Origin of the sequence: Rhodococcus sp. 05-2254-5, from assembly GCF_002258575.1 — a bacterium.
GTDB classification, from domain to species: Bacteria; Actinomycetota; Actinomycetes; order Mycobacteriales; family Mycobacteriaceae; genus Rhodococcoides; species Rhodococcoides fascians.
This window is the reverse complement of the sequence record NZ_NOZG01000028.1, coordinates 1-18545: the sequence shown is the minus strand read 5'-3', so window position 1 is coordinate 18545 and position 18545 is coordinate 1. Positions and strand designations below refer to the sequence as shown.

Genomic DNA, 18545 nt, shown 5'->3' with positions numbered 1-18545 from the left:
AACGAGGAGTCCCATGCACATCGGAACGATGCTGAACTACAGCGGTGGTTTCACCGAGACCGTTGCCGAGGTAGCCGAACTCGAGAAGGCGGGCCTCGACATCATCTTCGTGCCCGAGGCCTATTCTTTCGACGCCGTCAGTCAACTCGGGTTCCTTGCGGCCAAGACCAGCACGATCAAGATCGCGTCGGGCATCTTCCAGATCTACACGAGAACGCCGTCGCTGACGGCCATGACGGCCGCCGGCCTCGACTACGTTTCCGACGGGCGCTTCGTTCTCGGACTCGGCGCATCCGGGCCACAGGTCGTCGAGGGTTTCCACGGCGTCAAGTACGACGCACCCATCGCCAGAACCCGTGAGGTCATCGAGATCTGCCGCCAGGTGTGGCGTCGAGAAAAAGTGCAGTATCAGGGCAAGCACTACCAGATCCCGTTGCCGGCGGACAAGGGAACCGGCTTGGGCAAGCCACTGAAGCTGATCAATCACCCTGTGCGCGAACGCATTCCGGTCGTCATCGCCGCTCTCGGACCGAAGAACGTCGAGCTGACCGCAGAGATCGCAGAGGGCTGGCAGCCCATCTTCTACTTCCCGGAGAAGGCAACCGACGTGTGGGGCGAATCGCTGGCCGCAGGCAAGGCCAAACGCGATCCGTCACTCGGCGAACTCGAGGTGTTCGCCAGTCCCACCCTGGCCATCGGCGAGGACGCGGACAAGTACCTCCCCTGGGTCAAGCCGCACCTGGCGCTCTACATCGGCGGCATGGGAGCCAAGGGAAAGAACTTCTACAACTCCCTTGCTCAGCGCTACGGCTACGAAGCCGAGGCCGAGAAGATTCAGGATCTGTACCTCGCCGGCAAGAAAGAGGAAGCAGCAGCGGCGGTTCCGGACGAGCTCGCGCGTTCGGTGAATCTCATCGGACCGGAGAGCTACGTCAAGGAGCGCGTGGCAGCCTTCGCCGAAGCCGGCGTGACGACACTCAACGTCGCACCGTTGGCCGAGAACACCGCAGGACGCGTCGCGCAGCTCACCGCCTTGCGAGAACTCACCGCCTGACGATCGGACACTGCCTGACGATCAGACCGCCGCGACCCGGCCCGCCAACTCCTCGGCGAGCCGGGTCGCGACGTCGAGTTCCGACGCTTCCACCATCACTCGCACGAGCTGTTCGGTCCCGCTGGGACGCAACAGAACTCGCCCCGATTGGCCGAGCTCGAGCTCGGCGACGGCCACGGCGTCCGACACCGACGGTGCCGACGCCACCGCAGCTTTGTCCGAGACACGTACGTTGATCAACACCTGGGGCAGCGTGCGCATCGGCGACGCCAGATCCGCCAGGGTGCGTCCGGTCCGGGCCATCCGCTCCATCAGGCGCAGCGCGGTGGCGATCCCGTCGCCGGTCGTCCCGATCGCAGGGAGTACGACGTGTCCGCTCTGCTCACCACCGAGTGCGTACCCTCCGCGGCGCAACTCCTCGAGGACGTATCGATCACCGACTGCGGTGGTAAGCAACGTGATTCCCGCTTCGCGCATCGCGATGTGGAGCCCGAGGTTGCTCATGACGGTGGCGACCAACGTGTTGTCGGTCAGCGTGCCGTTCTCACTCATCGCGATGGCCAGCACAGCCATGATCGCGTCCCCGTCCACCACCGCACCGGAGGCATCGACCGCGAGGCAGCGGTCGGCGTCGCCGTCGTGCGCGATCCCGAGGTCGGCCCCGTGCTCGACGACAGCCTTCTGCAGCCCTTCCAGGTGCGTCGAACCACACCCGTCGTTGATATTCAGCCCGTCGGGCTCGGCGTTGATCGCCACGACCGTCGCACCGGCCCGGCGGTAGATTTCCGGTCCGACCGTCGAGGCTGCACCGTGCGAGCAATCCACCACGACGGTGACACCGTCGAGTCGGTGCGAGAGCGGTGCCACGAGGTGCGCGGCATAGAGCTCGGCAGCGTCCGGCGCGACGTCGATACGACCGATGGCAGCGCCCGTCACATCGACCGGCTTCTCGGTACGACCGTCCACCCCGAGTAGCGCCTCGATGCGATCTTCCATGTCGTCGTCGAGCTTGTGCCCGCCTGCGGCGAAAATTTTGATTCCGTTGTCGGGCATCGCATTGTGCGAGGCGGAGATCATCACGCCCAGCGCCGCGCCGTATTCGCCGGTGAGGTAGGCGACCGCGGGGGTCGGCAGCACGCCCACGTCGATCACGTCGACACCCGAGGCAGTGAGCCCGGCCGACACTGCGGCACCGAGCATCGAACCGCTGATTCTGGGGTCACGGCCGACGACCGCTGTCCGTCGACCACCGTCGACATCCGGTGCCAGCACGGCGGCGGCAGCCCGGGCGATGGTCATCGCGAGCTCTGCCGTCAGGACCCCGCCTGCGAGTCCCCTCACTCCGTCGGTGCCGAACAATCGCGCCATGAATGAAGACCCCTTCGAACAGAGAGAACATCGTCGGAAAATGCCTCGAGGGCAGGCATCCGATCTTGCTGGAGCCTGCCCTCGAGGATGGAACGGGTAAGACGCGTCAGCGCTTGGAGTACTGCGACGCCTTACGGGCCTTCTTCAGGCCGTACTTCTTGCGCTCGACCGCACGCGCGTCACGCGTGAGGTAGCCGGCGGCCTTGAGAGCCGGGCGATCGTCCGGGGTGAGCTCGATCAGCGCACGCGAGATGGCCAGACGCAGCGCGCCTGCCTGTCCCGACGGTCCGCCACCGTGCAGCAGTGCCACGATGTCGAAGGACTCTGCGCGGTCGACCAGCACCAGAGGAGCCTTGATCAGCTGCTGGTGCACCTTGTTCGGGAAGTAATCCTCGAGGGTGCGGCCGTTGAGCTTGAATCCACCGGTGCCCGAGGACAACCGAACACGAGCGACGGCTTCCTTGCGGCGGCCGACGGTCTGGATCGGGCGATCGAACACGATGGGGGCCGGAGCTGCAGCAGCTTCGATTTCCGTGGCCACCTCGGGATCTTCCACTGCCACGAACTCGTCGGCGGCGATCTCTTCGATGTTCTCCTGCGACGTCACGTCATTTCCCTCCGGCGCCGTCACTGGGACACCTGCTTGATCTCGAACGGAACGGGCTGCTGAGCGGCATGCGGGTGGTTCGGTCCCGCGTAGACCTTCAGCTTGCTCGCGATGGCATTTCCGAGCTTGTTCTTCGGGATCATGCCGACAACGGCCTTCTCCACGAGACGGTCGGGGTTGTTCTCGAGCACCTGACGCGTCGAGCGCGACTTCAGACCGCCCGGATGGCCGGAGTGGTGGTGGTGGAACTTGCCATCGAGCTTGTTGCCACTGATGGCAACTTTCTCGGCGTTGATGATGACGACGAAGTCGCCACCGTCGACGTTGGGTGCGTAGGTGGGCTTGTGCTTACCGCGGAGCAGTGTCGCGGCCTGGACGGCGAGGCGTCCGAGCACGACGTCCGTGGCGTCGATCACATGCCACGTCCGGGTGGTGTCCCCGGCCTTCGGGGCGTAAGTAGACACAGAAAATTCCTGTCTTCATGATGTCGCTGCTGGCCAAGACGTGTGGATGCCCTCGGCGGCCAGTTGAGACCCGAGGACAAGAGCTCTGCGCATCGAAGAAATGCGGCGAGCCCATACACGCCAACGGGGAACGATACCGGGAGCCGGCACCCAGGTCAAAACGCCTCCGACGCGGAAGACCGGCTCAGGACAGGCGAACGCACCGCACACAGCGGCGGGCCGCAGGCAATGCCTCGAGCCTGATCGCCGGTATCGACTCTCCGCACCGCTCGCACGTGCCGTACGTCCCGAGATCCCACCGCGTGGACGCGGCGTCGAGCTCGCGCATCTCGGACTCGGTGTCGGAGATCAGGGCCGCGATCTTGGCACGCTCGAAGGCGATGGTGGAACCCTCCGGGTCGTGTTCGTCGTCGTCGGTGGTCCACCGGCTGCCTTCGATGACCGACGCGAGCTCGTCGCGAAGGGAGTGCAGGCGGTGTTCGGCGCGAGAACGCTCGGCATCGATCGCCGTCCCGAAATCCGTCATCCGTCCAGTACACACCGCCACCACAACCCGCGCCAGGTGCCGCGCCCCTCGACAGTCGTATGCCCCGACCGACAAGTGCCGATCGGGGCATACGACGCTCGTGGTCTACGGTCAGCGCGCCATGCGTGCCTTGTTCGCCATCTCCACCCCGTGCATGGCCTCGCCGCCGGTGCGGGCGGCCGCGACGAGGCTCGACAGAATGAGATTGAGCTCGTCGGATGCAGAGTTCCACTGACGCTGGAGTTCGTAATAGGACGTCATCGCGTCGCCCTCCCACGATTCGTAGAGTCTCTTCGCAGTGCCGTCCACGTCGGCGAGAAGGTCTTTGGTCACGTTCGCCTGCTTGTTCATCGCCTCGGTCAACGCCGCGATCTGAGCGAAGTCGTACTTCATGTCGAATCAGTCTCCTAAATAGAGCTCGGTCGTGTGGTCGGTCGTTCGGTGGCCGGTCGTGCCGTCAGTTGAACGTGGTCAGTCCCGAACCGAGCGATCCCGCCACCTGGTTCACAGCCGCCACGTTGTCGTCGTCCGCATCGGAGTAGCCGTGGCCGTTGGTCTTGATGTCCGCCGAGATCTGCTCGAGCGCGCTGCGCATCTTCTGGGCACTGGTGTCCCACTGCGACATGACATCCTGAAACGACTTGCCGGCCTTGCCCACCCACGCCTCGGCGGTCTGCTCGACGATGGAACGCACGGCCGAGTTCGACGCATCGATCGACACGCTCAGGCCCTCGATCGTCGCCCCGGCAGCAACGAGCTCCTGCGGTGTGACGGTGACGCCGTTCGACGAACCCATAGATTCCGGTCCCCCTGGATATCCCACTTCGACTCCTCTGCTTCGATTTTCGTATCCACGTACGCCCGCGGCGCACATGACGCTCGACCGAGGGACCGCGTGCGGCCCGCTCACTCCCCTACATCTCCTTGGACGCAGCCACCCCTTGGTTCGGTTCCGGCATACGGCGAAAATCTGCGCGGCGGCCTCAACGCATCTTCACGACCTCCAGAGTCTGGGTGGCCAAATCACATTCGGTGTCGATCGCGGACGAGTCCGGTCCCTCGAACTGACAGCCGATGCTCACCTGCACATCCGATTCGACGAGCACACGCCACAACACTGTGGACGCATCGGCCGGCCGCTCGACGTACGAGATCCCCACCCGACCTCCGAAATCCCGGGCAGGCTCCAGCGATCCGATCGGGGAGTCGGGTCCACGCGCGTCGACTGCCGCACCGAGCTCGGACGCAACCTGTTCGAGCGTCGAGCCGTGCACCAGTTCCTGCACTGTGACGACGATGCGACGCTCGGGTGCTGTCGGCGGAATCAACACCATCCGGGCCGGGTCCTCCATCCTGGTCCAGGTCGCCGGTAGTCGCAGCGACGCCCGGCCCGAGACGAACGTCGCCGACGGGATCACCGACGGTGACTCGCTCGTCGCCGATACTGCTGTCGCCGAGGTTGTTTCGGTCGCGGAGGTGGCTTCGGTCGCCGACACCGCCTGGGTGGCAGGCATCGCGAACGGCGGCGAGGTCGCGACGGCCACCTCTTGCGGAGACCGAAGGACGAACGTCAGTGCAACGACACCACCGGCAACGATGACCGATGCGGCCACCGCACCGAACGCTCGAACCGGCCATCCGCTTCTTCGGGGAGGTGGCACCGCGACGGTCACTTCGTCGAGCCATGCCGCCGAGCGCCCTGCCGTGGCTCGACCTGGCGGGGCAGTCTCCACCTCCGCTCCCGCACGTCGATACAGAGACCTGGCCACGTCGAGACCGGTCAGCCATCGTGCCGGATCTTCCGCAGCGGGGCTCGAGCTCGAACCCGACTCCGTCACGATGAAAATGTCCGCGGGACATTGCGACACCGACGATCGAAGGTAGTCGTCGGCTCGTCGTCGCCAGCTGTCGTCTCGTTCTCCGACAGCAAGTACTGCACCGATGTCGCCGCCGTGAGTTCTTGCCTCGTCCACCAGGACGACCGTGGTGTCGAGGGTGCCCACTTCGATCACCACCGCAGCAGCCGGTGCCCGTTCTCCTGCCGACGCGACCGCGGCGATCGCCGTCTCCACGACGACGACCTCGCTCGCCGACGTGGCGAACACTGCTCGGAGGAGCTCTCGACGCTCGTCGCCCCACGTCGAGGGATACGCGATCTCGAGCAGATCGAGTCGGTCGTGTATCCCGGCTCCCTGCAGCGCCGACCACACGATCCCGTGCAGGACTTCGCCGCGATCCCACACTGCGCCGCCCACGAGGATCGATCGATCGTCGAGACACAGCAGCGGAGGGACCTCGGTGTCCGCGCCCGCCCGCCCGAAGACGAGACGACCACCCTCCGATACCGCGTATGCGGATCCGACGTGTTCGCGTGGACCCTGCAGCGTCGCACCGGACGCGACGACAGAAATCTCCGAATGACTCAAATGCACAGCCGCGTAACGCCACTGCGGCCTCGTCAACTCGAGTGTCCGAGCTGCACGAGCGCGGGGCCGGACCGATCGACGAACACTCCACGTCCGGGCGGCATCGGGCTCGGACGCACGGTGCCGATCAAGCTCCCCTCGTCTCGGCTCCCGCTCATGACCAATCCCGGAGTCACCAGGTCGCGTAGCCGCCCGATCACCGGGTCGAACAGTGCCCGCCCCGCCCCGCCCGAGCGACGCGCCACGATGAGGTGCAGTCCGATGTCCCGGGCGTGTGGCAGATGCTCGACCAAGGGCGACAACGGGTTCCCGGACGCGGTGGCCACCAGGTCGTAATCGTCGACGACGACGAACACCTCGGGCCCGTCCCACCACGACCGCTCGCGGAGCTGCTGCTGGGTGACGTCCGATCCCGGCATGCGCCTGCTCATTCTGCCTGCGAGATCGGCGATCATCGCCGTCAACGTCGCCTGCGCGGCCGCATAGCCGGCCAGATGCTCGGAATCGACTGTGCCCAAGAGAGTTCGACGGTAGTCCGCCACGATCAGTTTCACCCGATCGGGTGGGTTCGCATCGACCAAAGATCGACAGATCCCCCGCAGCAGGGACGTCTTCCCGCATTCGCTGTCGCCGAAGACGACGAAATGTGGGTTCTCGGCGAAGTCGACCGTCACCGGAGCCAGCTCGGCCTCGTCGATGCCGATCGGAACCCTCAGTTCCGCAACGGTGCCACGGTCGCGGGGCCAGGCGCCGGCGAGTCGATCGAGCACCTCCGACCGTTCGAGCATCTCCGGCAACATGCGGACCGGCGGGGCAGGCGACCCCGTGGACGCTGCGGCGATCGCGCTGACGGACTCTGCGACAGCTCGGGACAGGTCGGCCACCGATCGACGGTCGTCGACCCGAGGCAGTGCGATCTGCAGGTGCAGACCGTCCTTGGTCATGCCCCGGCCCGGTCGGCCCTGCGGCACACTGGCGGCTTTCGTTCGGCCGATGTCCGAGTCCGACGGATCTCCGAGTCGCAGCTCGAGCCGGGTCCCGATCAGATCCTTCGTCGCGGGCCTCACTTCTGCCCAGCGAGAGGCCGTCAGAACGAGGTGCAGACCGAATGCCAGTCCCTGGGTCGTCAGCGTCGCGATCTGTTGTTCGAGACTCTCGAAGTCGGATCTGATGGACTGCCATCCGTCGATCACCAGGAAGACGTCGCCGAACCGGTCGTTCTCATCGACCGGTTGCATCGCCCGCAGCCGCCGGAACTCGACCATGGAATCGATGCCGCGATCTCGAAAAGTCTTCTCCCGCTGACGAACGACAGCCGCGACCTCGGCCACGGTCCGGCGCACTCGGTCGACGTCCAATCTGTTGGCCACCGATCCGACGTGCGGTAGTTCGGCCAACCCGGCCAGCGTTCCACCCCCGAAGTCCAAGCAGTAGAACTGAACCTGAGCGGGTGTGTGCGTCATCGCCAGAGCCATGATCAGCGACCGAAGGGCCGTCGATTTCCCCGACTGCGGAGCCCCCACGATCGCGACGTGCCCGGCTGCACCGGACAGGTCGACGGTGAGCAGATCCCGCCGCTGATCGAACGGCCTGTCGATGATGCCGATCGGCGCACGAAGTGTGCTCAGCGCATCGACGCCGCCGCTCAGTACCGACCGAGGCAGTAAGCGGGTCAGTGTCGGTGCCTTGTCCAACGGCGGTAGCCATACCTCGTGGGCCGGCATACCGCGGCCTGCGATTCGGCCGACGACGACGTCGAGAACGGTCGCGCCGGTGTCGTCGTTCTCGACCGGATCCGGTTCGACCACCGGCTCGACACGGACGTCGTTCTCGACGGGATCGACCATGACCGGATATGCGGTGAACGGCCTCGGACGGATATCGACGCCCTGCGCGGCGGGTGCCCCCGCACTCGAACGTGGCGGAACGTACGGTCCGGACACGTAGGCCGCAGCGAAGCGGACGATCTCGGCCGAATCGCACTTGAGATAGCCGGCACCGGGCTGAGCAGGCAGGTGGTACGCGTCGGGAACACCGAGAACGGAACGTGACTCGTTGGCCGAGAACGTTTTCAGACCGATTCGATAGGACAGATGGCTGTCGAGTCCGCGCAGCTTGCCTTCTTCCAGACGCTGACTGGCCAACAACAGATGCATGTGCAACGAACGTCCGAGCCGCCCGATCGCCACGAACAATTCCGCGAATTCCGGTTGCTGACTGAGCAATTCCGAGAACTCGTCGACCACCACGAACAGAGCGGGCAACGGTGCCAGAGCAGCTCCCGCTGCGCGCGCCTTCTCGTAGTCGGACACATTGGCGAAGTTTCCGGCCGCGCGCAGCAACTCCTGCCGACGGTTCATCTCGCCGGCGAGGGCATCACGCATCCGGTCGACCAGAGCCAGGTCCTCGGACAGGTTGGTGATCACGGCCGCAACGTGCGGCGCGGCCTCGAGCCCCGCGAAGGTCGCCCCGCCCTTGAAGTCGACCAGTACCAGGTTCAACTGCTGCGGGGCGTGGGTGGACACCAACCCGAGAACGAGCGTACGCAGAAACTCCGACTTACCCGAACCCGTTGCGCCGATGCACAATCCGTGTGGACCCATGCCGTTCTCGGCAGACTCCTTCAAATCGATCTCGACCGCGCTGCCGTCGGGTGCGACGCCGATGGGTACCCGCAACCGGTCTCGACCGCGACGCACTGTCCACGCTCGATCCGTATCGAGCGCACCGACGTCGGCGATTCCGACGAGGCTGTTCCATCCCGACACTGCGGCCCCGTCGTCGGTGACGGTATCGACAGCGGAGGGCGACGACGGCGCGCGATACGGAGAAAGGCGTCGAGCAACGGCGTGTGCCTCGGTGGTACTCATCGCGTCCGCCACAGCGAAGACCTCGACTGCCGTGCCGCTCACAGCACCGATCGAGCCGTTCTCGACCACCAGCTGGAGCCCGCGACTTGCCGCCAGTCGCGTACACAACCCGGACAGGTCGACGATGGTGACGGAATCGAGGCCGGTGTCGGTGAGGTCGGTCGAACGGTTGGCGACCAGTCCGCCGTCCACCACGATCACCAACTGCGTGACCCCACTGTTCACCGCCCCACGTGCGAAGCGATTCCGCATCGACAGGACGTCCCCCAGCGCGCTCTCGAGCTCGAGGACACTGCCGAAGATCATTCGCGCAGAACCGGCACCGTCTCGCAACACGTCGTGTTGTGTGTGCGGCAGCCACTTGGTCCATTCCCACTGCTCCACGGTGTCGGGGCCGCAGACGACGGCAACCGCGAGGTGGTCCGGTCCGTGAAAGGTACAGAGATAGGCGACCATCGAGCGCACCATCGCACGAGCGGCATCGCGATCCCCGGCTATCGACAGAGCGGCGAATCCCCTCAGCGACACGGCAATCGGCAACTCGGACACCACCGAGTGTGCTCGCACGAATCGGCGCAGCGACACCGCGGACACCGGTTCCAGCTCTTCCACAGGTCCGGTCTCGGGAGGCACGAGTCGGGTCGCCAAACGCTGATCGCCGAGCCCGACCCGCACGTGGGCGAAGTCGGCGTCCTGAGGCCGACGCTCCCACATACGCTGCGTTCCGGCCGTCGACCACAGAGTGCCCGGATCCGGGTGGCTCCACTCGAGTGCCCTGCGCTGATCTCGCTCGGTGTCGGCGACGTCTCGTCGAAGCTGGTCGAGATACCGCAGATAGTCCTTACGGTCCTCGTTCGCCTCGGCGGTACGTGCTCCCCCGGACTTGCCCCCGCCGGCCAACATGCCCACCATAGACATCAGCATCATGGCTGGGAACATCAACATCATCGGGTTCGCTGCCGCACCGGAAGTGAACATGAGCGCAACCATTCCGACCATGGCGGCGACCATCACCAGCGGCATCAGCTTCATCAGGAGATTGCCGGGTACCGCGCGCGGCACGGGAGGCGGCGGTTGAAGTACGACCTCGCCGCCCGGTGACCGAGGTACTTCCCGGCGCGCGCTGCGAACGAAGCGCACGGTACTCATCGATCAGCCCCCACGGCCGCGCCCCCACAACTGCATTCGCGGCGACCTCCCCCCGAGGCCGCGTGGACGACAGGCTAACGCATGCACAACCGGAGGGTCCACTGTTGAGTCGAAGCATCGGGATACAGAAATAGAACGGCACCGCATTCGGTTGAACGAAGAATGCGGCTCCGAGGCCGCACATGTTCGACGAACGAAAGGTCGGCTTCCGTGTCCGTACCCCTGTCCATCCTCGATCTCGCACACGTGGGCGAGGGCGAAACAATCCGAGACAGTTTCGACGCCAGCGTGACGCTCGCCCAGCATGCCGAGAACTGGGGTTACCAGCGCATCTGGTACGCCGAACATCACAACATGAAGACGATCGCATCGTCGGCGACATCGGTGTTGATCGGGCACGTGGCCGCACACACGAAGCGAATTCGACTCGGCTCCGGCGGGATCATGCTTCCCAACCACGCGCCGCTCACCATCGCCGAGCAGTTCGGCACGTTGGCCACGTTGTTCCCGGACAGGATCGATCTCGGACTGGGCCGCGCCCCCGGCAGCGACCAGGTGACCATGCGCGCCATGCGCCGCGACCCGGCGTCCTCGGACCGATTCCCTCAGGACGTCCAGGAGCTGCAGGGGTACCTGTCCCAGCAGTCCCTCGTCCCCGGGGTCAGTGCCACGCCGGGTGCCGGCACCGAGGTGCCGCTGTACATCCTCGGATCGTCTCTCTTCGGCGCACAGCTCGCGGCAGCCCTCGGCCTGCCGTACGCATTCGCATCGCATTTCGCACCCGACGCACTCGAACAGGCCGTGGAGATCTATCGCCGCGACTTCCGTCCGTCGGCGCAGCTGTCCGAACCTCACCTCATCGTGGGCGTCAACGTGATCGCCGCGGACACCGTGGCCGAGGCTCAGGCCCAGTTCCTCCGCACCAAGAGAAGCCGCGTGAGCCTGCTGCTCGGACGGGGTCGCACCTTCACCGACGAAGAAGCCGACATGGTGCTGGAAGCACCTGCGGGGCAACAGATCTCGAAGATGACGAAGTACTCGGCCGTCGGGACACCCGACATGGTCAGGGAGTACCTCGACCGATTCGCCGAACGCACGGGAGCAGACGAGTTGATCGTCGCCTCGGGCGTCTCCGATCGTCGATCCTGGCTCAGGTCGTTCGAGCTGCTGGCCCAGGTGAGCGAGCTGGTTCCTGCCTGACTGCTGCGAGCAGGTCTCGGCGGAGGAGACGAGCGGTCGAGTGTCGGCGTGATGTCGTAGGGTGTGGACGCACGATGCCCGGGGGGCGGGCATCGACAGTGCATTGCACGCATCCGGGGGGATATCCATGACACGCGCCGACAGCCGTCCCGCAACGACGAACACACCGTCCGACGCAGCCGAACCGACCATCGCATCGGACCCGGCCCGACGTGCGCAGGGGCTGCGTGCCGTCTTCGCCCAGGACGTGTGCCGGGTGACGGTGTCGGCGAGGTCGACCCAGGTTGATATGGCACTGCCCGTGGACGTTCCGGTGTCGCTGTTGATTCCGGGGATCGTCGATATGATCGCGTCACGAGCGGAGCCTGCGGAAGGACCGGGTCCGGTCGGGAGCCGGACCGCGGACTCCGGATCCGACGGGTTGTCGGGGGCCTGGACGCTGTCCCGTATCGGACGTCCGCCATTACCGTCGACGTCCACACTGTCGGAACTGGGCGTACGTGACGGCGACCTGCTCGTGTTGGGTGTCGCCGCGCGTCCGGCACCGACTCCGTTGTTCGACGATCTCATGGATGCCGTGGCCCGTTCCGGCACCGACGACCTTGCTCAGTGGACCGCGCGTACTGCACGCACGGTCGGTTCGATCATCACGGGCTCGACGGTCCTGCTCGCCTGCGGAATCGTTCTGAGTGACCCGGTGCGAGCCGGTGCCGAGAACACGAGCAGCCCGGTCGAGGCAGTCGCCGCGGTTACGGCCGCGGTCCTGTTCGCCGTTGCGGGGATGATTCTCGGCCGGCTGTACGAGCAGGTGGCCGTCGCGGCGCTTTTCGGGGGATGCGCCTCGGCGCTGATGTTCACCGGTGGAACGCTGTTCGTACCCGGCCAGTTCGGGGCAGCTCACGTGATGTTGGGTTCGGCCATGGCCGGCTCGATGGCGCTGTTGTCTCTGCGAATCGGCGGTGCCGGGCTCGCCGTGTTCACCGGGTCGATCGTGCTGGCAGTGTCGGCGTTCGCCGCGGCTGCCTGCGCGTTGTTCACCGTGATGACGCCGGCGGCCATCGGTACCGTCGCAGCACTGGTAGGTCTGACCGGAATCGCCGTGTCGGCCCGACTGTCGATGATGCAGGCGCGGCTTCCGTTGCCTCCGGTCCCCACCGCCGGTGCCCCACTGGACACCGCCCAGGAGGCAGAGCTCGATTCGATGTCGTTCGCAGATCTGCAGGTGGCAGCTACGCGCGCACGGAGCTACCTGACGGGATTGCTCACGGCGTTCACGATCGTGGTGGTGATGGGAGTACTCGCTGCGGCGGCGAGCGACACCGCGACCGGTTCTGGGTGGCCCGGCATCGCCCTCGCCGCACTGTGCGCGCTGGTGCTACTTCTGCGCGGACGCACGTATGCCGTTGTGGCACATGCCGTCCCACTCGTCGGTGGTGGTGCGGTCGTCCTGTTCTCGCTCTCGGTCGGGGCAGTGATCACATTTCCGGACCGTGCACTCGAGTTGTTCGGCGCGACGTTGGCCGCCGCCGTCGTCGCATCCGTGTTCGGAGCCCTGGTTCCGACCCGCAACTATTCGCCGGTGATGCGGCGATCGGCCGAACTGGTGGAATACGCCGCGATCGCCCTCGTCATTCCGATCGCAGTATGGGTGTGCGGTCTGTACAGCGTCGTCCGCGGACTGTGACCGCGCGCCGGCGTCGAGCGTGCGTCGTTGCCGCGCTCACCGTCCTGACCCTCACCTACGAAGCACTGATCGGACCGTCCTTCGCACACGCCGAACGCCCGCTCATCGATCCGGTGCAACTGCCACCGCCCAGCCCTCCCGCCCCTTTGGAACCGACCGAGCAGAAGAACGCGTGCGCCGTCCCCTCCGAAACGATCGACGCCCAGGAAATTCCGACGGCGCAGCAAGCACTCGACTTCGCGTCCGTATGGCCGATCACTCGCGGAGCCGGTCAACTGATTGCCGTCATCGATACGGGCGTCACGCCTCACCCACGTCTGCCGGGGCTGATTCCGGGGGGCGACTACGTCGGCACCGGCGACGGATTGCTCGACTGTGACGCGCACGGCACGATGGTGGCCGGTCTCATCGCCGCACAGACGGCCTCGGGCAGCGGTTTCGCCGGCGGCGCTCCGGACGCCCGTGTCCTGTCGATCCGCCAGTCCAGCAACGTGTTTCAAGTCGTGGACAACAGGACCGACCAGGAGAAGACGACCGAACCCGAGAACGCTGCCGGGTACGGAAACGTACGGACGATGGCCATGGCAATCCGGGCGGCGGCCGACGCAGACGCATCGGTCATCAACATCTCCGAAGTGGCGTGTGTCCCTGCCGGCGCAGGCGTCGCCGACGGCCCACTCGGTGCAGCAGTGCAGTACGCCGTTCGTGAGAGTGACGCCGTCGTCGTGGCTGCGGCAGGCAACTTCGGAAGCGACGCGTGCAGGACACAGAACCCCATGCCCGACCCGGTCCGGCCCGAGGCGGACCCGTGGGAAGGGTTTGCGACCATCGCGACACCTGCCTGGTTCGACGACGTGTTGACCGTCGGTTCGGTCGAGTTGGACGGTTCGCCGTCGTCGTTCAGCCTGGCCGGACCATGGGTGGACGTGGCTGCTCCGGGCTCCAACATGACGTCGCTGTCGCCGGCGGGCAACGGCCTGGCCAACGGCATTCGGGGCACCGACGGCGTAGTACCGATGACCGGAACCAGTTTCGCCGCACCGCTCGTCGCTGCGACAGCGGCACTGGTGCGGGCGTACAGGCCCGATCTGTCCGCTCTCCAAGTGATCGACCGCATCGAGCGAACAGCTCATGCGCCGGCCGACGGATGGAATCCGTCGGTCGGCCACGGCGTCGTCGATCCACTCGCTGCGGTGACCGACGTCGTGACACCGACGCAGCGAACCGTCCCCGCAGATGCGGTCGCGATCGGTGCGCCGCTCCCACCGCTCGCCGTCGATCATCGGCCCCGCGATGCGGCGGTGGCCGGGTCGGTAGTGGTCGCGGTGATTCTGGGCCTCGGAACGGCAGTCTCCATTCCCCTGCGCCGACGACTGTGATCGGCTCGCCCACTCACCGGGACTACTTGGACGGAACCGCGGCTGCCTGCGGGTCCGCCGCGACCCCGTCGTGCATGGTCAGCGCCTGACCACGCCCCAGAGTCGGCCCGCTGCCCAGCAACTGCAGAATCTGCCACGGTGCAGGTGCCGGGAGTCCGAAGCCCAATGCCGACGCTGCATCCGCACCCTCGACTCCGTAGCGAACTCCCGTGTCGGCGACGAAGAAGACGCTGTCCTGACGGGTACTGGCCGTCGAGATACCGGTGCTTCGAACGAATCCGCCGCTACCCGGCGACAGATGGACCTGGTCGACCGCATCACCGCCGCCGTCCGCCTGAGCCAGTGCCACCGGTGAAGCGGTGGTATCGAGTGGCAACGACCGTCCTGCGGATTCGACCAGCTGCGCAGTCGGACCACCGTCGGCGACATCGAGTGGTGACCATGTCAGACACCCGACGGGCCTCTGGCCCGAGTCGACGATGTCGGGAGTCGTCGGTGGGAAGGTCGATATGTCGAGTCCGGACATCGTCTTGGGAGCGTCGGCCAGGACGTCGGGATTGACGGCCGCGATGTCGGGGCTGCCCTGCGAGTCGGCGAACTTGACGAGTAGGGCTGCGGTTTCGCTGATGGCTTGGATGCCGTCCTCGAGCACGACGTAGTACCGAACGTCGCGGCCGGCAACCTTGACCACGGAGCCGATAGGCCGGTTGTCGAACGGGTAGGCGGGGATCTCACCCGCTCGCGCTATGAACGGAGCCGTCACCGCAGGCGACTGCGGTACCGCGTTGAGCAGACCGGCACTGACCGGCGTCGGCGTCGCATCCTCGAGGCCCAGCGCACGAACGACAGCTCTGTCCGCCAGATCGACCGGCGACTTGGTGCCGTCGTGGACGAGATACGCCGCACCGCCCGAAGTCCACAGGAATGCCTCGGATGGGCCGAGCGCAGCCGCGTTCTCGCCGTAGCGGGGCTCCCCCACGATCACTGTCGTGGACGTGACGCCGGCGATCGGATCGACGGTGTCGCACACGGTCCACGACTCGGCCTCGCCGTCCGGGTCGTGCGGCAGCGCCGACGGGGCACCGGGAATTCCGACCAGCGCACCGCGAGGTCGCGACGCCAGTTCCGACTCCTTCACCGTCACAGGGTTGTCGGGCCTTCCCACGATCAACCGCGCCGAAGCCAGGTTCAGCACCGGATGGAACACGCCGTCGACGCTGACGAACATGGCGGCCGACTCCTTACCGACCACGATCGACGCGTCGCCGATCTTGTCCTGAGGCCGAAACAGCGCCAGGGCAGCGCAGCCCGCCAGACCCACGCATGCGACGACGACACCCACCATGAGCGCGCGCGACTGCGACTTCATCGGGTCGTGCAGCATCCGCGCGTCGCGCCTGATGAGGGCATGTTCCATTCGTCGGACGAGAAAGCGGTATCCGCCGACCTGCCATTTCGTCGTCGGAGTAGATGCCACGATTCCTCCCCAAGATTGTGCCGACCCGATCCCCCATCGGGTCACGCGACACAGTACAGTTCGTCCGCACCCATCGGCGACCGCGTCGGCGACGATCGATCGGGCTGCAACCTTCGGGGGGAGGGTATGTGATGACGCGTTCGAGGAGACGACGGCGCACGTCGGTCGTGTCGTTCGCCGTGCCATCTGTTCGAGGGTTGTTCGCGGCCGAAATAACTACTGTGACAACAACTCTCGCACTACTCGCGGCCGACGTTCCCGTCGAGTGGACGCTCACCGCCGCAGCGACGGTGTCGCTCGTACCGTTCGTCGCCTTTCGGCGAACGTCGATCGCCGGCTGGCTGGTCGTCGCTCTGCGCTTCGGATCCGGCCGAGCCCCTGCCGTCGGGGTGACAACAGAACATGTCGACCCCGACGGCCGGACCGTCGCTGTGCACTGGCAGCGCGATACCGTCACGTGCACCGTGGAGATCATTGCACCGGAACACGACACGACGGTGCTGGCGCGAACGCGAGCCGACACACGACACACGCTGCCCATCGAGGCGTTGACGTCGTGCTTTCGGCAGCACGACGTCGAGGTTGCCGCAATCGACATCGTCGCGCTCGGGTTTCGAACCGCCGACGGTTCGGTGGCCACCGACGTGTACGAGGGCCTCATCGGCCCGTTGCCCGCCGTCGCGCAGCGCACGGTGTGGGTGTCCGTCACTCTGGACGTACGAGCCAACGCCCTGGCGATGGCAGCGAGGGGCACGGGCCGGACGGGGGCGGCCCGAACCGCGGTCGTTGCAGCCCTCCGCATTGCACGCGCCTTGGAATCTCATGGACTGTCCACACGGCTGTCGACGGCCACAGAACTCCGAGCCGCGGCATTGCACCTGAGCCGGGGTGTCGACACCGACGACCTGACTCAGGTGTGGTCCTATGCTCCATTGCCCGGCGTCGCGAGTACGGGTTACGGAATCGATTGCAGCACAATCACTGTCGAGGATCTTTCGGCCTTGTGGGCGACACCGTCGCTGGGTACGACCATGTCCGTTCACCTGCGCCCCACCGACGAGCCGAGCCGCGTCCGCGTTCGTGCGTCGTGCAGATTCGCTGCGCGAGAGGCAATCTCGAGGCCCGATGTTGCTTCACTGACCTCGATGGCCGGACGTCAACGAGACGGCATTCTCGCCCAATTGCCACTGGCTGTGGCAACACACTCGGCAGTGATGCCGGTCGGAACCCTCTCGACCTCCGCACTGCAGGCCTGGGCGTTCCCGGTGAGTGGTTGCGGCCAACTACTGGGATCGGATACGAACGGAAACGGTGTGGCAGTGCGGATCTTCGGGGCGAACCTGCCGCGGGTCAGCATCGTGGGCGAGCTCTACCTCGCCCAACAACTTCTGTTCCGAGCCGTGGCGATCGGAGCGCGAGTTGTCGTCAGAACGGACAGACCGCACGCCTGGGGAGCCCTCCGCGACGCCATCGGGGAGCCCAAGCGGTTTCTGGTCGACAGCGACCACACTCGGGTGCGGCCCTCGTACGACGTCGTCGTGGTCGACTTCGCAGACGGCTCCATCTCGCTCGATCAACAGTCTGTTCCCGGCGTCACTGTGATCTCGCTGACCGAACACGAACCGCCGCATGATCCGGCGGCACCCGGGCCGAGCCGACAGGAATTCGCCGCGATGCTGTCGATCGTTCAGCCGCGTGCGTCGGGTGACCGAATTCGGGTGCGCTCGGGTCCGATCGACATCGAACTGACGCTGGTCACCATTCCGCAGGAAACGGCGTTCATCGGTCGACCGAGAAGTCTTCGACCCGCCGTCCGAGTCTGACAGTGTCAGCCGGGGTACCGGACGCGCGCCCGTGCGCTCGACACTGCGCCGGCCCACCACTCGAGTTGGTCGAGCAATCGCCCCAAGGAGTCGACAGCAGCGGGATCGTCGACGCCACCGGCCTCGTCGAAACGCCGACGCACGCGATGGAGTGATACCGAATCCCGTACCGACACCATGTGTAGCTCTGCGGCGATGAGGCGCAGTTGCTCGGTCGCTCGCACACCACCCGCCAGACCACCATAGGAAACGAATCCCACTGGCTTGGAACGCCATTCGTACTTCACCGTGTCGAGCGCGGTCTTCAGCGAGCCGGGCACAGCGTGGTTGTATTCGGGAGTGACGAGGACGAACGCGTCGGCCTCGCCCACGATGCGGGTGAAACGTTCGGAGTCCTCGCTCGACGTCAAGCTGTTCGGGAGATCGAAGTCCGCGAGATCGACATCCACAACCGTGAGGGAGTCGCGCGCCGACGCCACGCTGCGTACCCAGGCTGCGACGGTGGGGCCCACCCGCCC

General features: G+C 66.0%; 15 protein-coding genes. 5 read left to right on the top strand and 10 right to left on the bottom strand.

All coding sequences use genetic code 11. The annotated features are described in order from the left end of the window. The first annotated feature begins 13 nt into the window (after positions 1 to 13). Positions 14 to 1054, top strand: a complete 1041-nt coding sequence (locus CH278_RS18720) for an LLM class F420-dependent oxidoreductase (RefSeq protein ID WP_094622595.1) — start codon at positions 14 to 16, stop codon at positions 1052 to 1054. A gap of 21 nt (positions 1055 to 1075) precedes the next feature. On the opposite strand, the gene glmM is transcribed toward CH278_RS18720, so the two are convergent. The 8 genes from glmM to eccCa form a co-directional block, all read right to left on the bottom strand. Then, positions 1076 to 2422, bottom strand: coding sequence for a phosphoglucosamine mutase (gene glmM, locus CH278_RS18715; protein WP_094622594.1), 1347 nt, complete (start codon positions 2420 to 2422; stop codon positions 1076 to 1078). Between the two features lie 106 nt (positions 2423 to 2528). After that, entirely contained in the window at positions 2529 to 3053 is a 525-nt protein-coding gene (gene rpsI, locus CH278_RS18710) for a 30S ribosomal protein S9 (protein WP_027496345.1), read from the bottom strand. Next, entirely contained in the window at positions 3050 to 3493 is a 444-nt protein-coding gene (rplM, locus tag CH278_RS18705; protein WP_027496344.1) for a 50S ribosomal protein L13, read from the bottom strand. The genes rpsI and rplM overlap by 4 nt, the downstream gene beginning before the upstream one ends. 184 nt (positions 3494 to 3677) lie before the next feature. Next, positions 3678 to 4019 (bottom strand): TraR/DksA family transcriptional regulator, encoded by a 342-nt coding sequence (locus CH278_RS18700; RefSeq protein WP_027496343.1) that lies wholly within the window; start codon positions 4017 to 4019, stop codon positions 3678 to 3680. 111 nt (positions 4020 to 4130) lie between these two features. Beyond that, the gene (locus CH278_RS18695; RefSeq protein WP_032365622.1) at positions 4131 to 4412 is read right to left on the bottom strand and encodes a WXG100 family type VII secretion target; all 282 of its coding nucleotides are present in this window, start codon (positions 4410 to 4412) and stop codon (positions 4131 to 4133) included. A 64-nt stretch (positions 4413 to 4476) separates the two neighbouring features. Continuing rightward, a complete protein-coding gene (locus CH278_RS18690; RefSeq protein ID WP_032365623.1) occupies positions 4477 to 4815 on the bottom strand; it encodes a WXG100 family type VII secretion target in 339 nt (112 codons plus the stop codon). Between the two features lie 187 nt (positions 4816 to 5002). Further along, the gene (locus tag CH278_RS18685; RefSeq protein WP_094622593.1) at positions 5003 to 6481 is read right to left on the bottom strand and encodes a type VII secretion-associated protein; all 1479 of its coding nucleotides are present in this window, start codon (positions 6479 to 6481) and stop codon (positions 5003 to 5005) included. Next, positions 6478 to 10464 (bottom strand): type VII secretion protein EccCa, encoded by a 3987-nt coding sequence (gene eccCa / locus CH278_RS18680; protein ID WP_094622592.1) that lies wholly within the window; start codon positions 10462 to 10464, stop codon positions 6478 to 6480. The genes CH278_RS18685 and eccCa overlap by 4 nt, the downstream gene beginning before the upstream one ends. 210 nt (positions 10465 to 10674) lie before the next feature. Here eccCa and CH278_RS18675 point away from each other — a divergent pair, with 210 nt between their 5' ends. The 3 genes from CH278_RS18675 to mycP all read left to right on the top strand — a co-directional run bounded on the left by CH278_RS18675 (position 10675) and on the right by mycP (position 14727). Further along, complete coding sequence (locus CH278_RS18675) at positions 10675 to 11664, top strand: LLM class flavin-dependent oxidoreductase (protein ID WP_027496339.1); 990 nt, start codon at positions 10675 to 10677, stop codon at positions 11662 to 11664. 127 nt (positions 11665 to 11791) lie between these two features. Beyond that, entirely contained in the window at positions 11792 to 13348 is a 1557-nt protein-coding gene (eccD, locus tag CH278_RS18670) for a type VII secretion integral membrane protein EccD (RefSeq protein WP_094622591.1), read from the top strand. Further along, entirely contained in the window at positions 13309 to 14727 is a 1419-nt protein-coding gene (mycP, locus tag CH278_RS18665; protein WP_094622590.1) for a type VII secretion-associated serine protease mycosin, read from the top strand. Before eccD ends, mycP begins: the two co-directional genes overlap by 40 nt. Positions 14728 to 14749: 22 nt before the next feature. Here the strand turns inward: mycP and eccB are convergent, their stop codons facing one another. Next, the gene (eccB, locus tag CH278_RS18660; protein WP_094622589.1) at positions 14750 to 16204 is read right to left on the bottom strand and encodes a type VII secretion protein EccB; all 1455 of its coding nucleotides are present in this window, start codon (positions 16202 to 16204) and stop codon (positions 14750 to 14752) included. A 221-nt stretch (positions 16205 to 16425) separates the two neighbouring features. Between eccB and eccE the strand changes: the two genes are divergently transcribed. After that, positions 16426 to 18027, top strand: coding sequence for a type VII secretion protein EccE (gene eccE, locus CH278_RS18655; RefSeq protein WP_179274366.1), 1602 nt, complete (start codon positions 16426 to 16428; stop codon positions 18025 to 18027). Between the two features lie 5 nt (positions 18028 to 18032). On the opposite strand, the gene CH278_RS18650 is transcribed toward eccE, so the two are convergent. Next, positions 18033 to 18545, bottom strand: a 513-nt coding sequence (locus CH278_RS18650; RefSeq protein ID WP_373557339.1) for an NADPH-dependent FMN reductase, incomplete at its 5' end; no start/stop codon positions are given.

What these genes read in the sequence shown, in the direction of transcription:
- CH278_RS18720 (WP_094622595.1), top strand. Translation starts at nt 14, where the DNA reads ATGCACATCGGAACGATGCTGAACTACAGCGGTGGTTTCACCGAGACC.
- glmM (WP_094622594.1), bottom strand. Translation starts at nt 2,422, where the DNA reads ATGGCGCGATTGTTCGGCACCGACGGAGTGAGGGGACTCGCAGGCGGG.
- CH278_RS18700 (WP_027496343.1), bottom strand. Translation starts at nt 4,019, where the DNA reads ATGACGGATTTCGGGACGGCGATCGATGCCGAGCGTTCTCGCGCCGAA.
- CH278_RS18695 (WP_032365622.1), bottom strand. Translation starts at nt 4,412, where the DNA reads ATGAAGTACGACTTCGCTCAGATCGCGGCGTTGACCGAGGCGATGAAC.
- CH278_RS18690 (WP_032365623.1), bottom strand. Translation starts at nt 4,815, where the DNA reads ATGGGTTCGTCGAACGGCGTCACCGTCACACCGCAGGAGCTCGTTGCT.
- eccCa (WP_094622592.1), bottom strand. Translation starts at nt 10,464, where the DNA reads ATGAGTACCGTGCGCTTCGTTCGCAGCGCGCGCCGGGAAGTACCTCGG.
- eccD (WP_094622591.1), top strand. Translation starts at nt 11,792, where the DNA reads ATGACACGCGCCGACAGCCGTCCCGCAACGACGAACACACCGTCCGAC.
- mycP (WP_094622590.1), top strand. Translation starts at nt 13,309, where the DNA reads ATGGGTGTGCGGTCTGTACAGCGTCGTCCGCGGACTGTGACCGCGCGC.